Below are 17234 nucleotides of genomic sequence, written 5' to 3' on the forward strand. Positions count from 1 at the left end.
ATGGAACCTTCGGGGGAAGCCCACTGCCATCAAGCGATTACTGGTTCAGAGTGGAATACACCGAAGACGACGTGCCTAAAGAATTCAAAGGACATTTTACCCTAAAACGATAAATAGAAATATATAATTAAATACAAAAACCCCGCTATATAGCGGGGTTTTTGTATTTATGATCGTAAGTTATTTAGTTACATCATTAAGTTTTCAAATGAAGATGTATGCAGAGTTCAGATTGATATTTCAATGCTTAAGATATGATGTGACAAGTTTCAAATTTCAAAAGAAAGAAGTCTATATTCGAGATTCAAAAGATTTATTCATTCCTAAAATGTAAAATATACTAGCAAATATTTCAACTTAATTTATAAGGAAAAGACTTAAAAATTAAAACCTAACGATAAAACGAAATTGCTGTAAATTGAATTTATTTCAGCAGTATCTGTCAATCCGATTGAATATAATTGCTGGTTTCTTTTTTGCTCAGAGCGTGAATAGGCAAGATCGCCGGTGAAACTACCAAAATTATAACCTGCACCAACAGAGAAACCGATAAGCTCGCCCAGAACTTCAGTGTTTTTATAAGGGCTTTCTTGATAATGAAAACCACCACGTAGGCTTAGCTCATTTAGACGATATTCACCACCAGCTCTGTATTCAGAAACGCCTTTTAATGTGTTTTCAATATTTCTATTCAAATTCCTGAAAAAGGGATCTTTAGTGGGGCTGTATTCAATTGAGCCGTAATCTTTAAAGGAATAATCGAAACTTATTAAACCTTTTTGTCCAAAAATGTATGCCGCACTTGCCATAACCTTGGCGGGTGTTTTCAAAGTATAATCTTCGTATACATTAATTACATTTGGATTTACAATTTCGGTAATTGTACGTCCTTCAAAAATGCGTTGGGTTTCGAGGTATTGCGTCGTTTCTTCTGAAATTTGATACCAAGTAGGTGTGTCAAAACTCAAGCCTAAACGTAGGTTATCTGCTACTTTTGCGATAGCTCCAAACTGTGCAGAAACTCCCGCACCATTTACTGAAAGATTATTTTCAAAACCTACTCTATTCACTGTTGAACCACTATTGTTGTTGCTTTCTAAGAGAAATGAACTTTGATTAAAATATAGTGTATGTGTATTTACATTTACGCCAAAAAACAAATCGTCGGTTATTTGTGCGGCGAGATTAATGGTGAATTTACTATTGTAACCTTCGGAAAGATAAGCGTATTGTTGGTTGAAACTACCATTGGCAATATTGGAGGTATAACTTGTATTGGAAGGATTTCCCGGGTCAACAGCATCAAAGAGAAATCCCTGATAACCCAAAAAAGCATTCTGGGCGGCAGTTCCTTCATTTTCTCCCAAGTATCGGTATAAAGAAGAAATAGATTCATTTTGTCGCACTTGAAGTAGATTTAAAGGAATACCCTGTGCTTGCGCGAGAAAAAATTCACCTATAGATGTATTCCCAGTTCCCGCTATAAAAAGTTCGTTGTCAAAGTTTTTGGTGATATCATAGTTAAAGCCAATCGTAAACTTTTTATATATTGATTCTTCATCAAAATTGTCCATTACAAAAACACCGCCTAATTGATTTAAAGCTACATTTTGTGAAAAACTACTTTCATTATTGTTGAAATAATCTGCTTTATTTTCAACATCAAACAAGGAAGTAGAGAATGTAAGTCCAGAACTTATGAAAACAGCACCCCCAGCTGGATTTATACTGGTAGCAGAGAAATCACCTCCCAAAGCACCCATTGCCCCGCTAAGAGCGGTGAAACGAGCCGTGCCAATATTTTCACCCATACTATATCTCAAACCGTCAGTAGTATTTTGAGCTTCTGAAATGGCTATAGAAAAAACGGCAATTAGTAATAATGGTAATCTTTTCATCTAATTTGTTGTTTTAAATAAATAATGCCCAACGCAAACATTTCGTATTATTTTGAAATGGTTTATTGGGCATATTAAATTATTTCTTCGTCTAAAAAATTTTCGGAAAATAGATTTTAACCGCGTCCTCCACGTCCGCTGCTGCTGCTGCTACCACTACTACTGCTTCTTCCGCTGCTGCTTCCGCCGCTAGAACGAACACTACTACCGCTAGAGCGCGTACTGTTTCCTGAACTACGAATAGTGCTGGAACTATTGCTTCTTGTAGGTGTAGAGTAATTACTATTTCTTGTAGGCTGAGAGCTGCTGTTATTACGAATTGTTGAATTAGAGCGCGTGTTTCTTGTGGTGTTATTAGAGTTAGTACGCGTGTTGCGAACATTGCTACGCGTGTCGCGGGTGGTGCTATTTGCACGAACACCATTGCGATCTACGCGTCGGGTTAATTCAGAACGGCTATATGAATTTCTCTTTGAAACGTCATTAGAGCGTCCTCTTGCACTAGTTCTGTTATAGTCTGTATTTCTTCTGCCTCGATTGTATGAAACATTATTGTAATACGAGTTATTATAGTAGTTGTTATAATAACCGTGATGATATCCATAACCATAGCCGTATCCATATCCATAACCGTAATATGAACCCCAACCGTATGTCATTCCCCAATAAGGCGTGTAGTAATTATAATATGGATTGCCCCAGTAACCGCCGTACCAATAAGGTCTGTGGTAAAATCCGTAACCATAACCGCCGTAATTGTAGATGTTAACTGTTACTGACTCGGAATTGCTACCCCAAGCGCCATAACCGTCTTCTTCATATTCATAATTGTCTTCAATTACAATATTTCCTTCTTCATCCAATCTTTCGGTAGTTGAATAGGCATCGATATCTGTAAAAATGGCACCTTCTTCAGGTAGCTCGGAGAATTCGTCAGTTTTACTTCGGAAATATTGCTGATAATAATTTGCTTTATCAGCAGGATTGTTGGAATTTCCGTAATCTTCTTCTGAACTTGAATTATTAGAAGAAGAATAAATACCATCATTTTGATTGTAACCATTGTTATGCGTTCCACAAGACGATAGCAAAAGGACGAAAACGCCTATGAATGCTAAAGGGATGAAACGTTTAATATTTATATTTTCAGTGGACATATCTATGGTAATTTTATTGTTGAACTTCATAAAAATAAGTAGTTTTGCGGACAATAACTAATCATTTAACATAGACACAACATTTGTGCCAAAAACCAGGTTATGGCAAAGAATTTAACAACGAGAGCAGAAGACTATTCCAAATGGTATAACGAGCTAGTAATCAAGGCGGACCTTGCTGAAAACTCCGGTGTTCGTGGGTGTATGGTTATAAAACCATACGGCTATGCTATATGGGAACGCATGCAAGCAGAATTGGATAGAATGTTTAAAGAAACTGGGCACCAAAACGCCTATTTTCCGTTGTTTATACCAAAATCGTACTTCAGTAAAGAAGCAAGTCACGTTGATGGTTTTGCTAAGGAATGCGCTGTAGTAACACATTATAGATTAAAAAATGCTGAAGACGGAAGTGGAATTATTGTAGATCCAGATGCGAAGTTAGAAGAAGAACTAATCGTTCGACCAACTTCTGAAACTATAATTTGGGATACCTACAGAAAATGGATACAATCCTACCGCGATTTACCGCTTTTAATTAACCAATGGGCAAACGTGGTACGATGGGAAATGCGTACACGTCTGTTTTTACGTACAGCTGAATTTCTTTGGCAAGAAGGGCACACAGCTCACGCTACAAAGAATGAAGCAATAGAAGAGGCGGAACAAATGATGAATATTTACGCTGAATTTTCTGAAAAGTATTTAGCGATACCAGTTATAAGAGGAACAAAAACAGAGAGCGAACGTTTTGCGGGTGCTTTGGAAACTTATTGTATTGAAGCTTTAATGCAAGATGGAAAGGCGTTGCAGGCTGGAACTTCGCACTTTTTAGGTCAGAATTTCGCAAAGGCGTTTGACGTAAAATTTGCTGCTAAAGACGGTACATTAGACTATGTTTGGGCGACATCTTGGGGAGTTTCCACAAGATTGGTGGGCGCATTAATTATGACGCATAGTGACGATAGAGGTTTGGTTTTGCCTCCTAATTTGGCGCCAGATCAAGTAGTAATCGTGCCAATTTATCGAAAAGAAGAAGAGTTTGAAGCAGTAGACGAAGTGGCCGTAGATTTGATGAAAAAGCTGCGCGCTAATGGAATTCGAGTAAAATATGATAAACGCGATACGCACAAGCCAGGATGGAAATTTAACGAGTACGAGTTGAAAGGAGTCCCTGTGCGTATAGCTATTGGGCCGAAAGATGTAGAAAAGGGGACAGTTGAGCTAGCGCGACGAGATACACTCGAAAAAGAGTTTATTACTAACGAAAATGTAGTAGAAAAGGTTCTTTCGTTGATGGAAGAGATTCAAGACTCGCTTTATGAAAAAGCGGCATCATATAGAACCGAACATACAACGGAAGTTGCTACATATGAAGAATTTAAGTCGGTTTTGAATGGTAAAGGAGGCTTTATTTTGGCTCATTGGGACGGAACGATAGAAACTGAGGAGCGAATTAAAAACGAAACAAAAGCAACAATTAGATGTATTCCTATAGAAGGTAGCAATGAGCCCGGAGCGTGCATTATTACTGGGAAGCCGTCTGAGCGAAGAGTAGTTTTTGCAAAGGCATATTAATTTTTTTTGAAAAAAGTTATTTTAGATTTGCTTCATTCAAAAAATGTTGTATTTTTGCATCCGCATTTAAAAATAAACAATGGTCCGTTCGTCTAGGGGTTAGGACGCCAGGTTTTCATCCTGGTAACAGGGGTTCGATTCCCCTACGGACTACAAAATTAGAATTTAATAAAACAAAAATGGCAAATCACAAGTCAGCATTAAAGAGAATTAGAAGCAACGAGGCAAAGCGCTTGCGTAACCGTTACCAGCATAAATCTGCTCGTAGCGCCATGAAGAAATTTCAAGAGCTTTCTGATAAGAAAGAGGCAGAAGCTATGTTTCCAAGTGTTGCTTCAATGATTGACAAATTGGCTAAGAAAAACATTATTCACTCGAATAAGGCTTCCAATTTAAAATCGAATATGGCTAAGCACGTAGCTGCGCTATAATTCTTTTTAGTTACAATTTTAAAAGCCCTTTCAGGAAACTGAAAGGGCTTTTTTGTTTGAATGTTTTTTAATTATTATTATTTCTTCACAGCAGATGGCACAAGTTCTAAATAGGGACCGTCATTGCGCATAACATCGCGAACGATGGTTGACGAGATATTTGAAACCTCAGGCGAGCATATTAAGAAAATGCTTTCAACTTTCGCCATTTTATAATTGGTCTGTGCGATGGGCTGTTCGTAGTTTAAATCTGTTGAGTTTCGCAAACCGCGAACTATAAATTGCGCCTCTTCCGAAATACAGTAATGAGCGGTTAAGCCTTTATAGCTTTTCACCTTAATTTTGGCTTCCCCTTTGAATGTTTTTTCAATAAATTCTATTCGCTCTTCCAATGTAAACATTGTCTTTTTCTCGGCATTCACCCCGATGGCTATTATAAGCTCATCAAAGAGCGGTAGCGCACGATTAATAATATCTACGTGTCCAAGTGTAATTGGGTCAAAAGTACCGGGAAAAACTGCGCGTTTCATTTTTTCTATTTTTAGAATTGATGGTTTGTTTCAGATAAAAATACTAGCGTGAAATATCAAACTTTGAATCTTAAGCCTGACTAAGTTAATGAGTTATTGGCAAAACTCTTTTCTTTTCAGAAAAATTTCGCAATCAATATAACGATTGCTGCCAGAACAGTTGCTAAAACTACACCACGCGCTCTTAAAAATTGGTTCTTTTTTAAATAGATAAAGAACACAATTAGATTTAAAATAGCTCCTAAAGCGATTAAACTTCCCAACAGGTCATTTGCTAAAGCTTCTTGTAATGTAACTTCTAAACTATAATCTGAAATAAAGAATATATATAAATAGGTGCCCGCCATGTTGGCTAGCAAACCAATTACGAATCCAATTAAAATCTCCTTTACGTGTGGTTTCATATTATTTTGGTGCTTTTTAATTTTTTATATCACTTTGTGAATACAAGGCTTATAATTCCCAAGTATTAATCTCTTTAATAGCGTGGTGCGCTGTAAGATCAAATTGTACGGGTACTACTGAAACATAGCCGTTGTGTAGCGCCCATTCATCTGTGTCTTCGCCTTTATCGTCGTTTACAAATTCCCCCGTAAGCCAATAGTAATCGCGCCCTACTGGATTGGTACGCTTGTCGAATTTTTCTTCCCAATGCGCATTTGCTTGCCGACAAACCTTAATGCCTTTTATTTCTGAAGCTTTTAGTTTAGGAATATTCACATTTAAAACTACTCCGTTCGGCAAACCATTTTTAAGGGTTTGCATGGCTATATCCTTTACAAATTTCTTTGAAGGTTCAAAATCTGCTTCCATAGAATAATCTAAAAGTGAGAATCCGATGGATGGAATACCTTGAGTTCCTGCTTCTACAGCTGCGCTCATTGTGCCGCTGTAAATTACATTTATAGAAGAATTGCTTCCGTGGTTTATTCCGCTTACGCAAAGGTCTGGTTTGCGTTTTAAAATTTCGTTTACCGCTATTTTTACGCAATCAACGGGCGTTCCACTGCAGCTGTATTCTTTTTGTGGATCGCCATTTATCACTTTTATACTATTGCAATACAAAGTGTCGTTAATAGTTATGGCATGGCCCATTCCGCTTTGGGGCGAATCTGGTGCAACAACCATTACATCACCCAAGGTGTTCATAACTTCAATTAAAGTACGAATGCCAGGAGCATTAATACCATCATCATTTGTAACTAAAATTAGGGGTCTTTTTTTGGACATGTTTTACAATTTTAAAGGAACAAAAATACAAGTATTAATGCTGCTAATACAACGATCGAAAGGAGAATACTGGATTCTAAAAAGCAAATAAACTGTTTAACAAAAAATTAGTACTGGAATCCCTTAATGGCACGGTTTTTTATATAATTTAGACATCTATAAATAATACCACAACTATGCGGATAATGAAAAAGAATTTTAAAGTTTTGTTTTTGGCGGTTTTCGTTTCTGTGGCTTCCTGTAGTTTTACTACAAAGAAGTTCGACGATCCCGATAAAGACAAGCTGCTTTTGGACCTTATAACTTACGTAATTCAGAAGGGACATTACGATCCAAAAGATATTAATGATGAATTTTCTGTTGGGGTTTATGACGATTTTATAAAAGGCCTCGACCCTTTAAAAAGATATTTCTTAGCTACCGATATAGAAGAATTTAGTAAGTATAAATTTGAAATTGACGATCAGATAAAAAACAAAGATTTGTCGTTTTTTGATTTGGTTTATGGCCGTTTTGAAGAACGAATGGCAGATGTACAAAAAATATATCCTGAAGTTTTAGATGTTCCTTTTGATTTTACTGAAACAGAAAGTATAAATGTAGATTACGATCATCTTGCTTATGCTACTTCAAAAAAAGAATTGAAAGCACGCTGGAAACAGCAGTTAAAATTTACTACACTTTCTGGCTATTATGATTTGGTTGAAGACCAGAAAAAGCGAGAAAAAGGAATTACTGCTTCCGAAAAAAGTGACGAAGTAGAAGATGATGCAGATTTTGCAGAGGCTTCAAAAAATTCAAAATCTAATAAAGCAGAACCATTTGTAGCTAAGTCTTTGGTAGATTTAGAAAAGAAAGCACGCGAAACAGCTAAAGGTTCGCTTGATGAATATTTCGATTTTACAAAAGATTTAGAGCGCACAGATTATTTCGCCATCTATCTAAACACCATTGTTGAAGAGTTTGACCCACACACAAATTACTTTGCTCCGCCAGATAAGGATAGATTCGACCTTAGAATGTCTGGAAAATTAGAAGGCATTGGCGCTAGACTTCAAAAAAAGAACGATTACATAACAGTTATAGAAGTTATAAGTGGTGGTCCAGCTTGGCGAAGTGAAAAAATTGAAGTTGGCGATGCAATTTTAAAAGTGAAGCAGGAAGATGAGGAGGATGCCGTAAGTATTGTTGGGATGCGAATAGACGATGCTGTAAAATTGATAAAAGGCCCAAAAGGCACGAAAGTTACACTTACCATTAAAAATGTTGATGGAACTATTTCAGATAAAGTGTTAACTCGAGATGTTGTTGAGCTAGAAGAAACCTATGCTAAATCTTCATTAATAGACAAAGACGACCGAAAATTCGGCCTTGTTAATCTGCCTCAGTTTTACTTTGACATGGAGAACTACAAAGAGCGCAACGCTGCTACTGATGTTAAAAAAGAAATTATTCGTTTAAAAGAAGAAGGAATGGAAGGTCTGGTTTTAGATCTTCGTGACAATGGCGGTGGGTCGCTAAGAACTGCTGTAGATATTGCGGGACTATTTATTAAAAAAGGCCCTGTAGTGCAAGTTGCTTCCAACGGAAAAAAAGAAGTTTTGGAAGATAAGGACAGCGAAATTGTTTGGGACGGTCCGCTAGTAATTTTAGTGAATGAACTCTCTGCTTCGGCCTCTGAGATTTTGGCTGCCGCTATGCAAGATTACAAACGTGCTATTATTATTGGTAGCACACAAACTTATGGAAAAGGTACTGTTCAAAACGTAATAGATCTTAACCAATGGCTTCGCAAGAATGATTTGGGCGATATGGGTGCCCTTAAAATTACGTCGCAGAAATTCTACCGTGTAAATGGTGGCTCCACACAATTGGAAGGAGTAAAGAGTGATGTTGTAATGCCAGATCGCTATAGCTATATTGATATAGGAGAAAGAGATTATGACAATCCATTGCCTTATGATAAAATTGATGCAGCTAAATATGATATTTGGGATGGCTATATAGATTATAATGAAACTATTGAAAAGAGTAAAGCCCGTATGGCGCAAAATGCTCATTTGCAATTAATAGATGATAATGCCAAGTGGATTAAAGAGCGCAGAGATGAAAAAACAGTGAATTTAAATTATACAGCGTATAGTGCCGATATTGAACAGCGAATTAAAGAAACCAAACGTTTTGACGCAATTGATGAGTACGATAACGAACTTAGTTTTAGTTCACTGCCATACGAAACAGCACTAATGAAGCAAGACACCACCTTATCTGAAAAACGTAAAAGATGGCACAAAAGCTTAAGTAAAGATATGTATGTTGAAGAAGCAGTACATGTGCTTGAAGATTTAAAACTCAATAATATTAAGGCTGGAAAAGTAGCAGATATTAAAAAATAATATTGGTTAAACCTCAAGCCTGTTTCTGAATAAAACACGCTAATTTTTACTAAATTTGAAGTGTGAAAAAAACCACTTCATTAACCAGAATAGCGCTCCGAAAGTTCCAAAGGAATTTTTGGGGCGTTTTTAGTTTGGGTTTTTTAACGCTCTGTGTATTGATTGCCATTTTTGCCTATGCCTTGGCGCCAGATAATTCGCAAAATGCGAATCAGATGCATCTTTCAATTCATTCTAAGAATCCAGGATTTTCAGTACAAATGCTTACTATTCCTGTTGCGTTAGAAGCACAAAACCCATTCTCAGTTTTCTTCTTTGGAAAGAAAAATGCTAATACCGAAATTCCAGTTGCTAAATACACTTTAAAGGAAAATTCCATCGAAATTATAGAGTATACTCCAGATGGTGCCGATGGGCTTGAAAAGGAATATGCGCTTTCACTTTTCCCAAATGCGACTTCAGTAAAGGAAATTCCCAATAAATATATTTCAGAGAAAAAATTCCTTCTCGGCACCGATAAATACGGTCGCGATTTGCTGAGTAGAATGCTTATTGGCATCAGGATTTCATTGGCTATTGGGTTTGTAGCGGTGTTTATTTCACTAGTAATTGGTGTTACTTTGGGAGCCATTGCAGGTTATTTTGGCGGAAAAGTAGATGCCGCAATAATGTGGCTCATCAATGTTACTTGGTCCATTCCCACCTTGCTTTTGGTTATCGCTATTACTTTGGCGCTTGGTAAAGGTTTCTGGCAGGTTTTCATCGCCGTTGGGCTTACAATGTGGGTGGAAGTTGCGCGCGTCGTTCGCGGGCAAGTTATGGGCGTAAAACAGATGCAATACGTAACCGCTGCCCGTGCATTGGGATTTAACGATTTCAGAATAATTGTAAAACATATTTTGCCGAATAGTATGGCACCGGTAATTATTATTTCAGCCGCCAATTTTGCGGGAGCCATTCTTATTGAAAGCGGACTTTCATTTTTAGGAATCGGAGCACAGCCACCAATGCCAAGTTGGGGAGGCATCATTAAAGATCACTACGCATACATTATTTTGGGGAAACCATATCTTGCTCTAATTCCTGGTTTGGCTATTATGAGCCTTGTAACAGCTTTTATGTTGATAGGAAATGCACTCCGCGATGCGATGGATGTGCGGAAATAGAAGTAGAATAATTACGGCGAACAATTTGTATATTTGATAGATATTTAACTATTTGCACAGATGGACATTACAGAAAGAAAATACAAGTTGATTGAAAAATGTATGGAAATTTCAACTGTTGAAGAAATAGAAAGAGCGGAATATTTTTTTAATCACGAAATTGAAACAACTGATTTTTGGGACGATTTGCCCGAACAAGTTAAGAAAGTAATTGAAAAAAGTAAAGAGCAAAGCCGTCAAGATTTGGTGATTTCTCACGAAACTGTGATGGATAAAGCTGGAAAAAAAATTGAGAATTACCGATGACCGTTTTTTGGACACCATTGGCTGATATAACTTTCGAGGAAGAAATTGATTTTATTCTGCAAAAGTGGAACACTAAAGAGGCTGAAAAATTTATCAATTTGGTGGATGTATTTAGTAAAGCACTTTCTTCAAATCCTTATATGGGAAAGATTTCTAAAAAGGGAGAGGTTAGAATGTTCGTGTTTTCCAAACAAACTACAGTTTTCTATGAAGTTTTTGAGAATAAGAAACGAATAGACCTTCAAATTTTTTGGAACAACTCTAGAGACCCTAAAGAGCTTGAGAAATATTTTTAGTATTTCTTCAATTATATATAACTTCAAATGAAAACTTCATATTTAATATTTACAAGTTGTTTATTTCTCTTCTCTTGTAAAAAAGAACCAATTACAATCGATGTGCCTTGGCAAATATCTTTGGATGATTCTCAAGCAATCAATTATATCGTTTCAGATACTTTAGAAAAGTATAATTCTATTGATGTCGATGATGTTATAAACAAAGCCCAGTTTTTGTCTTTTATGGCAAATTTAAAAGCGATGGCAAAGGATTCCGTTCACGTAAAAGAAAATCTTCGCGAAGCTTTCAAAATCGATTCTTCAGGTGTCTGTGAAAATTTGCTGAAACCAATACATAAGTACCTGCTATTAGAGCGGCCAGATAGGAGCACAACATTGTCTCCAATTCTCGATTATGAATTGGATTACGTAATAGAATTGTTTAAAAAATGCAACTTCCAAATTCCCGAAAGAAAAAAAGTTAGTGAAGAAAATGCAAGATTATTATATTGGTTGAGCTACATTAGAGTAAGAGATCAATGGTTTAGGGTGCCGCAGCGGGAAGCCGATTGGGATGTTCAAACTAGAATAGACGAAGAGAATCAAAAATTATTCGATGAAATATTTACAGAACAAAACTTTCCAAAAGAGCAATATTTTAAAGAAATATTGATGGTTTTACTTTTGCATTCTAACAAGGCAGATTGGACTTTTAAATGGTTAAAAACTTATCTTGACATTTATGCGTTGGATTTCCAAACATTTTCTTTTATTTCACATTTCAATAATAGAAGTTTTGTGTCAGACGATCCTAGAATTCAAGAAATCGTTACAGTTTATGAAGATTCATATAAAAACTCGAATAAATAGTATTTTTGAAGAATGAACCGAAAATACATTTACCCCTTAGTTATTATCATTGTTACCGTAGCATTGTATTATGCAGACGATTTTCTAAATATTGATAATAATTCAGCTTCGAAAATTTCAAATACAACCACTTCCAATTCTGAAGAATTTAGCGACGCTTTCCTACCTGCTTCAACCACAGGGGCAATTGTAAAACACAACTACTTCACACTTTCCTATTCTGAAAAAGATGAACAAGCGGAGTGGGTTGCTTATGAATTGGCTAAAAGTGATCTTGCTAAAAACGATTTTGAACGCCCTTATTTTATTGAAGACAAAAAGGTGAAAACGAAGTCTGCAGATTGGCGCAATTATAAAAATTCTGGTTACGACCGCGGACATCTTTGTCCTGCTGGCGATAGAAAAGCGTCATTTGAAGCATACAACGAAACTTTTTTAACGAGTAATATAAGTCCGCATGATCGTGAATTTAACTCTGGAATTTGGAACCGCTTAGAGCAAAAAGTGAGATTTTGGGCAGTAAAATACGACGGAGTTTATGTTGTAACTGCAGGTGTTTTAAAGGGAAATATGAAAACCATCGGCGATGATAATGTTTCGGTTCCGAACGATTTCTACAAAATTGTTGTGGATGTTTCCAACGGTGAATATAAAGCTGCTGCGTTTTTAATTCCGAATAAACCTTCCAATAAATCATTTTATGAATACGCCGTCTCCATTGACGAAATAGAGGCTAAAACAGGCATCGATTTCTTCCCAGAGTTACCAGATTCCATTGAGGATAGATTGGAGAAAACCGTCGATTTAAAAGCTTGGGGAAGGAAATAGTGGTCAGTATTCAGTGAGTTTCAATTTCTGTTTGCAGTTGAGACTATTCCTCCTTCATAGGTTAGGGGGCTTTACGCGTAGTGATAATTCGCCCCGTCTAATTTTACAAAAATAAAGAGTAAAATAGTAAATCCCCAAAGTGCGGAACCGCCATAACTAAAGAAAGGCAGTGGGATTCCAACTGTAGGGAATATACCAGTTACCATCCCAATATTCACGAAAAAGTGAAAAAATAGAATTGCCGCAACACTATATCCATAAACTCTTCCGAATTGATTTTTCTGTTTTTCGGCTCGATAGATAATTCTTGTTATCAGCGCAATAAATAGCAGAACAACAACCATACTTCCCAAAAATCCCCATTCTTCACCTACTGTACTAAAAATGTAGTCTGTGTGTTGTTCGGGTACAAAATTACCTTTTGTTTGCGTGCCTTGCGTCCAACCTTTCCCCAGCCAACTGCCATTACTGATTGCAATTTCACTTTGATTGGTGTTGTAACCAATTCCGCGGGCATCAACCTCTTTCCCTAATATAATATTGAAACGGTCGCGGTGGTGCTGCTTAAAAACATTGTTGAAGATATAACTCACGGAAAATGCAAATGCAATGGAGCTAATTATAACCAATAAATATTTAAGGATATTCGGCCTTTTTTTTCTATTTCTAAAAAATATAACTCCTGCAATTAGAACAATTCCTGCGGCTACCCAGATCGTGCCGAATGCAAGCGTACTCACAAAAAGTACAATTGCAAATAGCGCTAAAAGCAGATAAACCCCGTGCAAACCTTCGCGATACAGCGGAAAAACAAATGCAGCATATATTAAAACACTACCAGGATCTGGTTGCATTATAATTAATAAAACGGGTAATGTGAGAATAATAAGAGCGCCTATCTGATTTTTTAAATCCTGCATATTCGTCTGAATATCGCTTACGTATTTAGCAAGGGCGAGTGCCGTGGCGGCTTTTGCAAATTCACTGGGTTGAAAACTAAAACCTCCAAAGTCATACCAAGCGGTACTTCCGGCGATCGTTTTTCCAAAGAGGAATAGGCCTGCCAACGAAAGTAGCGAAGCAATGTAAATAACACTTGCGTATTTTTCGTAAAATTTAGATTCAATAGCCAAAACGAAAATGATAAGTATTATACTCAAACCTATCCAAATCATCTGTTTGCCATAGATTTGGTTAAAATCAAAATAGCCTTTGGCTGCATCACTTAGTGAAGCGGAATAGATATTAATCCAGCCCATCGATACCAAAGCGATATATATAAAAATGATTAACCAATCAAAACGCACGTAACTTTTGGTAGCTGCCATTAGTGATTTATTGAAAAGGGTTGACCACTGTATTGTTTGGCATATTCTGCTTCCAAGCTTCCTTGGAGTACAAATTTCTCCATATCTGTTCTGGTTATTTCGCCTTTTAGATATTTTTCAATCATAAGTCCGGCAATTCTTCCTGCCCAACGTGAGCCCCAATAACCATTTTCAACAAATACAGCGATGGCTATTTTAGGATTATCTTTAGGAGCAAATGCTACAAAAATGGAGTGATCTGTTAGCTGTACACGCTTGCCATCTATTTTCGTAAAATTTTCTGCAGTTCCAGTCTTTCCACAAACTTCTATTCCCGGAACTTTTATTGAAGCAGCAGTACCGCGTTCATAAACCTGAAACATACCTTCAACAACTGGCTCAAAATGTTTAGGATCGACAGTAGTATTATTTTTTACTTTGAATTTCTGCGGAATTGTATCTGGCCCAATAATATTTTTCATAATATGGGGTGTATAATAATAACCCCGATTGGCGATAGCTGCAGTAAAATTAGCCATTTGCATAGGTGTGAGCAAAACTTCGCCTTGCCCAATAGCGTTAGATATGGTTGCGAGCGAAGACCACTTATGTTCAGGAAATTTATGAATTTTATTATAATAAGCAGATGTTGGTATGTTTCCTCTTTTTCCGCTAGGTAGATCGTAGCCTAAAAAATCGCCCAGACCAAAACTCATAAGGTCTTTTCGCCAAGCGTCTATACCGTCTTGTGGCGTTGGATATGTATCCATCATTCTTTTGTAAACAGTACAGAAATAGGTGTTGCAGGATTTGGCAATACCGGAAACCAATGAAACTGGTCCGCTATGATGACACCTAAGAACTCTTCTGCCAAAATGATACCCCCCAGAACAACCAATAACATCGTCCATGCTTATTGCATTTTCCTGAAGCCCAACTAATGCAGTTAAAGTTTTAAATGGCGATCCTGGAGGATATTCGCCCATTAAAACGCGGTCGTAGAGTGGTTTTCCTATAGTGTCATACCACAATTTTGTAAAGTTTTTAGAACGGTCTCGGCCTACCAATAGCGAAGGATCATAACTTGGTGCGGTAATCAGTGCAAGTATTTCACCCGAATCGGGCTCTATAGCTACAATTCCACCGCGTTTATGGATCATTAATTCTTCACCATATTTCTGAAGTGTTGCATCAATTGTGAGTTGCACATCGAGGCCTCGTTCTGGTAATGTATCGAAAATTCCTTCTTTGTAAGGACCAATATCTCTATTAAAACGGTCTTTCTGAATATATTTTACCCCTTTCACTCCGCGTAAAACTTCTTCGTATTCTTTTTCTACACCCGCTGTACCAATAAGTTCACCCATTTGGTAATACGGGTTTTTATCGATGATGGCGTTATTAACTTCCGCAATGTAGCCCATTACGTTTGCAGAATGGTCTACTTGATATTCGCGAAGCGAGCGCCGCTGAATGTAGAAACCTTCATATTTATACATTTTTTCCGAAAGGGAAGCGTAATCTGCTTTGTTCAATTGGGGAAGCACCACCGAAGGAAGTCGTGGTGAATACACTCGCGCTTTGCGCAATATTTCTTTAAACTCCTCCTTAGATATTTTCATCAACCCACAGAACTCTAAAGTATCCAAAGATTTTACATCTTTGGGAACAACCATAACATCATAGGATGGTTGGTTTGAAACTAAAAGTTTCATATTACGATCGAACATGTACCCGCGCTGTGGATAATCGTACATTACTTTAATAGCGCTGTTTTGCGTTAATGAATCTGATGATGCATCATAAACCTGCAAATAGAAAAGCCGAGCGGTAAAAAGCACACCGGTTAACAAAACCAATACGATAAGTACGATTTTTCTCATGTGGTTTTTCTATTAAAAAGGATCATTGTACCAACAATCACAATAATTGTAAATAGCCCAGAGAACAAGGTAGATTTCAATAGTAATACAGTGTGTTTGAAACTAAAAATTTCCAGCGAAAACATTATTAAATGATGCATAAAAACCAAGGAAGCAATGTAAGTAAGCCGTTCCATTGGATCTGCTTTTCTAATTTTTATGCTATTGTATTCATAACTTACGCCAAAAGAATATTTTAGCACAACAGGCCTAATATATGCTATAAATGCACAAGCCGCAGCGTGTACTCCGCCTGAATCTTCAAAAATATCGATTGAAAGTCCTAATAGGAAACTTAAAAAAATTAGTAGCCCCTTATTTCCGTCTAGCGGGAAAAGCACTATAAATAGTATATATAAATACGGATTAATATATCCGCCAAGATTAACATTGTTAAGCAAAAGCACCTGCAGAAACACCAGCGCTATAAAACGAACAATATTTATTAGTATATCACTGTTCGACATCTTCCACTCCTTTTTCTAATTCTATAATTTCTTTGGCTTCGGTATTTTCTATTAGGTACACGTTTTCAAGACTCGTCATATCGTTAAAGAGGTCAACGTTTACGTAATAATAATTATCGTCATTATCTAAGCGAAAATCTTTTACAGTGCCAATTAATATTCCTTCGGGAAAAATAGTAGAACGCCCGCCGGTAATAATCGTATCACCTTTTTTAAGAGGTGCAAGTCTTGGAATATCAATTAACTGAACAACGTTGGGGTCTTCGGTGTTCCATTTTAGCGAACCGAAATGCCCCGAGTTTTTATGCTTGGCATTAATTCTACTTTTAGTATTCAAAATAGATTGCACGGTTGCGTAATTTTCGGAAACATCGCTCACAATACCCACAATTCCTTTGGAAGAAATAACCCCCAAATCAATTTTTATACTATCCCTACGGCCTTTATCTAAAGTGAGTTGGTTTTTACTTTTAGTATAATTATTGTTGATTACTCGCGAAGTAAAATATTTATATTTACTGGGAAGAACCGTACTGTCAAGCTTTTCGAATACAACGACGTCTTTATATTGGTCAATCTTTTTCCGAAGTTTTAAATTTTCGTACAGCAATTGTTCGTTTTCTTCTGCAAGATTAAAATAATCGGTAATATTATTTCTGAAGGTATAAACGCCGCCAGAAATAAAATTAGCAGAGCTAACAAATTTATTGTTGTGGTAGTTATGAGTCTGAATTGTTAGTGCTACAGAAATAATAAAGAGCACAGCAAACAACAGGAAATTTTTATTCCGAATGAAGAAAAATATAATCTGCTGCATTGCTTTGTGGGGTTAAAATATTCTGTTTTCTGATGGGAGCAACGCCATAAATG

At 36.8% G+C, this 17234-nt stretch carries 18 protein-coding genes and 1 tRNA gene; 10 read left to right on the forward strand and 9 right to left on the reverse strand.

What is annotated here, in order from left to right; all coding sequences use genetic code 11:
* Positions 1–113, forward strand: a 113-nt coding sequence (locus tag AC3RVF_RS15600) for a T9SS type B sorting domain-containing protein (RefSeq protein ID WP_489691595.1), incomplete at its 5' end; no start/stop codon positions are given.
* A 264-nt stretch (positions 114–377) separates the two neighbouring features.
* On the opposite strand, the gene AC3RVF_RS15605 is transcribed toward AC3RVF_RS15600, so the two are convergent.
* Positions 378–1898: an OmpP1/FadL family transporter gene (locus AC3RVF_RS15605; RefSeq protein WP_489692425.1), complete on the reverse strand. Its 1521-nt coding sequence runs from the start codon at positions 1896–1898 to the stop codon at positions 378–380.
* Between the two features lie 116 nt (positions 1899–2014).
* On the reverse strand, positions 2015–3085 hold the full coding sequence (locus AC3RVF_RS15610) for a hypothetical protein (protein WP_489692424.1): 1071 nt from the start codon (positions 3083–3085) through the stop codon (positions 2015–2017).
* Between the two features lie 72 nt (positions 3086–3157).
* Here AC3RVF_RS15610 and proS point away from each other — a divergent pair, with 72 nt between their 5' ends.
* From proS to rpsT, 3 genes are all read left to right on the forward strand, one after another.
* Positions 3158–4633, forward strand: a complete 1476-nt coding sequence (gene proS, locus AC3RVF_RS15615) for a proline--tRNA ligase (protein WP_489692423.1) — start codon at positions 3158–3160, stop codon at positions 4631–4633.
* A gap of 81 nt (positions 4634–4714) precedes the next feature.
* A tRNA-Glu gene (locus AC3RVF_RS15620) sits at positions 4715–4786 on the forward strand.
* Between the two features lie 26 nt (positions 4787–4812).
* Positions 4813–5064, forward strand: coding sequence for a 30S ribosomal protein S20 (gene rpsT, locus AC3RVF_RS15625; protein ID WP_489692422.1), 252 nt, complete (start codon positions 4813–4815; stop codon positions 5062–5064).
* A gap of 77 nt (positions 5065–5141) precedes the next feature.
* Here the strand turns inward: rpsT and coaD are convergent, their stop codons facing one another.
* From coaD to surE, 3 genes are all read right to left on the reverse strand, one after another.
* Positions 5142–5594, reverse strand: coding sequence for a pantetheine-phosphate adenylyltransferase (coaD, locus tag AC3RVF_RS15630; RefSeq protein WP_489692421.1), 453 nt, complete (start codon positions 5592–5594; stop codon positions 5142–5144).
* A gap of 116 nt (positions 5595–5710) precedes the next feature.
* Positions 5711–5998, reverse strand: a complete 288-nt coding sequence (locus AC3RVF_RS15635; RefSeq protein WP_489692420.1) for a hypothetical protein — start codon at positions 5996–5998, stop codon at positions 5711–5713.
* A gap of 49 nt (positions 5999–6047) precedes the next feature.
* Positions 6048–6824, reverse strand: coding sequence for a 5'/3'-nucleotidase SurE (surE, locus tag AC3RVF_RS15640; RefSeq protein WP_489692419.1), 777 nt, complete (start codon positions 6822–6824; stop codon positions 6048–6050).
* A gap of 185 nt (positions 6825–7009) precedes the next feature.
* Between surE and AC3RVF_RS15645 the strand changes: the two genes are divergently transcribed.
* From AC3RVF_RS15645 to AC3RVF_RS15670, 6 genes are all read left to right on the forward strand, one after another.
* On the forward strand, positions 7010–9220 hold the full coding sequence (locus AC3RVF_RS15645; RefSeq protein WP_489692418.1) for a carboxy terminal-processing peptidase: 2211 nt from the start codon (positions 7010–7012) through the stop codon (positions 9218–9220).
* A 62-nt stretch (positions 9221–9282) separates the two neighbouring features.
* Complete coding sequence (locus AC3RVF_RS15650) at positions 9283–10386, forward strand: ABC transporter permease (RefSeq protein ID WP_489692417.1); 1104 nt, start codon at positions 9283–9285, stop codon at positions 10384–10386.
* Positions 10387–10446: 60 nt separating this feature from the next.
* Positions 10447–10692 carry a hypothetical protein gene (locus tag AC3RVF_RS15655; protein ID WP_489693766.1) on the forward strand — a complete coding sequence of 82 codons (246 nt, stop codon included), beginning with the start codon at positions 10447–10449 and terminating at the stop codon, positions 10690–10692.
* A complete protein-coding gene (locus AC3RVF_RS15660; RefSeq protein ID WP_489693767.1) occupies positions 10689–10988 on the forward strand; it encodes a type II toxin-antitoxin system RelE/ParE family toxin in 300 nt (99 codons plus the stop codon). Before AC3RVF_RS15655 ends, AC3RVF_RS15660 begins: the two co-directional genes overlap by 4 nt.
* A 27-nt stretch (positions 10989–11015) precedes the next feature.
* Positions 11016–11840, forward strand: a complete 825-nt coding sequence (locus AC3RVF_RS15665; RefSeq protein WP_489693768.1) for a hypothetical protein — start codon at positions 11016–11018, stop codon at positions 11838–11840.
* A 12-nt stretch (positions 11841–11852) separates the two neighbouring features.
* Positions 11853–12668: a DNA/RNA non-specific endonuclease gene (locus tag AC3RVF_RS15670; RefSeq protein ID WP_489692413.1), complete on the forward strand. Its 816-nt coding sequence runs from the start codon at positions 11853–11855 to the stop codon at positions 12666–12668.
* Between the two features lie 71 nt (positions 12669–12739).
* Here the strand turns inward: AC3RVF_RS15670 and rodA are convergent, their stop codons facing one another.
* Genes rodA through mreC form a run of 4 tightly spaced genes read right to left on the reverse strand, consistent with a single transcriptional unit; the run spans position 12740 to position 17181 of the window.
* Positions 12740–13996 (reverse strand): rod shape-determining protein RodA, encoded by a 1257-nt coding sequence (gene rodA, locus AC3RVF_RS15675; RefSeq protein ID WP_489692412.1) that lies wholly within the window; start codon positions 13994–13996, stop codon positions 12740–12742.
* On the reverse strand, positions 13996–15858 hold the full coding sequence (gene mrdA, locus AC3RVF_RS15680) for a penicillin-binding protein 2 (RefSeq protein ID WP_489692411.1): 1863 nt from the start codon (positions 15856–15858) through the stop codon (positions 13996–13998). The genes rodA and mrdA overlap by 1 nt, the downstream gene beginning before the upstream one ends.
* A complete protein-coding gene (locus AC3RVF_RS15685) occupies positions 15855–16364 on the reverse strand; it encodes a rod shape-determining protein MreD (protein ID WP_489692410.1) in 510 nt (169 codons plus the stop codon). The genes mrdA and AC3RVF_RS15685 overlap by 4 nt, the downstream gene beginning before the upstream one ends.
* Complete coding sequence (mreC, locus tag AC3RVF_RS15690) at positions 16351–17181, reverse strand: rod shape-determining protein MreC (protein WP_489692409.1); 831 nt, start codon at positions 17179–17181, stop codon at positions 16351–16353. The genes AC3RVF_RS15685 and mreC overlap by 14 nt, the downstream gene beginning before the upstream one ends.
* Positions 17182–17234 lie beyond the last annotated feature (53 nt).

The sequence above is a fragment of the Aequorivita sp. IT1183 genome, assembly GCF_058068265.1.

Excerpts from the sequence above, each read along its gene's own strand:
- AC3RVF_RS15605 (WP_489692425.1), bottom strand. The coding sequence starts at position 1,898 with ATGAAAAGATTACCATTATTACTAATTGCCGTTTTTTCTATAGCCATT.
- AC3RVF_RS15610 (WP_489692424.1), bottom strand. The coding sequence starts at position 3,085 with ATGAAGTTCAACAATAAAATTACCATAGATATGTCCACTGAAAATATA.
- proS (WP_489692423.1), top strand. The coding sequence starts at position 3,158 with ATGGCAAAGAATTTAACAACGAGAGCAGAAGACTATTCCAAATGGTAT.
- rpsT (WP_489692422.1), top strand. The coding sequence starts at position 4,813 with ATGGCAAATCACAAGTCAGCATTAAAGAGAATTAGAAGCAACGAGGCA.
- coaD (WP_489692421.1), bottom strand. The coding sequence starts at position 5,594 with ATGAAACGCGCAGTTTTTCCCGGTACTTTTGACCCAATTACACTTGGA.
- AC3RVF_RS15635 (WP_489692420.1), bottom strand. The coding sequence starts at position 5,998 with ATGAAACCACACGTAAAGGAGATTTTAATTGGATTCGTAATTGGTTTG.
- surE (WP_489692419.1), bottom strand. The coding sequence starts at position 6,824 with ATGTCCAAAAAAAGACCCCTAATTTTAGTTACAAATGATGATGGTATT.
- AC3RVF_RS15645 (WP_489692418.1), top strand. The coding sequence starts at position 7,010 with ATGAAAAAGAATTTTAAAGTTTTGTTTTTGGCGGTTTTCGTTTCTGTG.
- AC3RVF_RS15655 (WP_489693766.1), top strand. The coding sequence starts at position 10,447 with ATGGACATTACAGAAAGAAAATACAAGTTGATTGAAAAATGTATGGAA.
- AC3RVF_RS15660 (WP_489693767.1), top strand. The coding sequence starts at position 10,689 with ATGACCGTTTTTTGGACACCATTGGCTGATATAACTTTCGAGGAAGAA.
- AC3RVF_RS15665 (WP_489693768.1), top strand. The coding sequence starts at position 11,016 with ATGAAAACTTCATATTTAATATTTACAAGTTGTTTATTTCTCTTCTCT.
- AC3RVF_RS15670 (WP_489692413.1), top strand. The coding sequence starts at position 11,853 with ATGAACCGAAAATACATTTACCCCTTAGTTATTATCATTGTTACCGTA.
- rodA (WP_489692412.1), bottom strand. The coding sequence starts at position 13,996 with ATGGCAGCTACCAAAAGTTACGTGCGTTTTGATTGGTTAATCATTTTT.
- mrdA (WP_489692411.1), bottom strand. The coding sequence starts at position 15,858 with ATGAGAAAAATCGTACTTATCGTATTGGTTTTGTTAACCGGTGTGCTT.
- AC3RVF_RS15685 (WP_489692410.1), bottom strand. The coding sequence starts at position 16,364 with ATGTCGAACAGTGATATACTAATAAATATTGTTCGTTTTATAGCGCTG.
- mreC (WP_489692409.1), bottom strand. The coding sequence starts at position 17,181 with ATGCAGCAGATTATATTTTTCTTCATTCGGAATAAAAATTTCCTGTTG.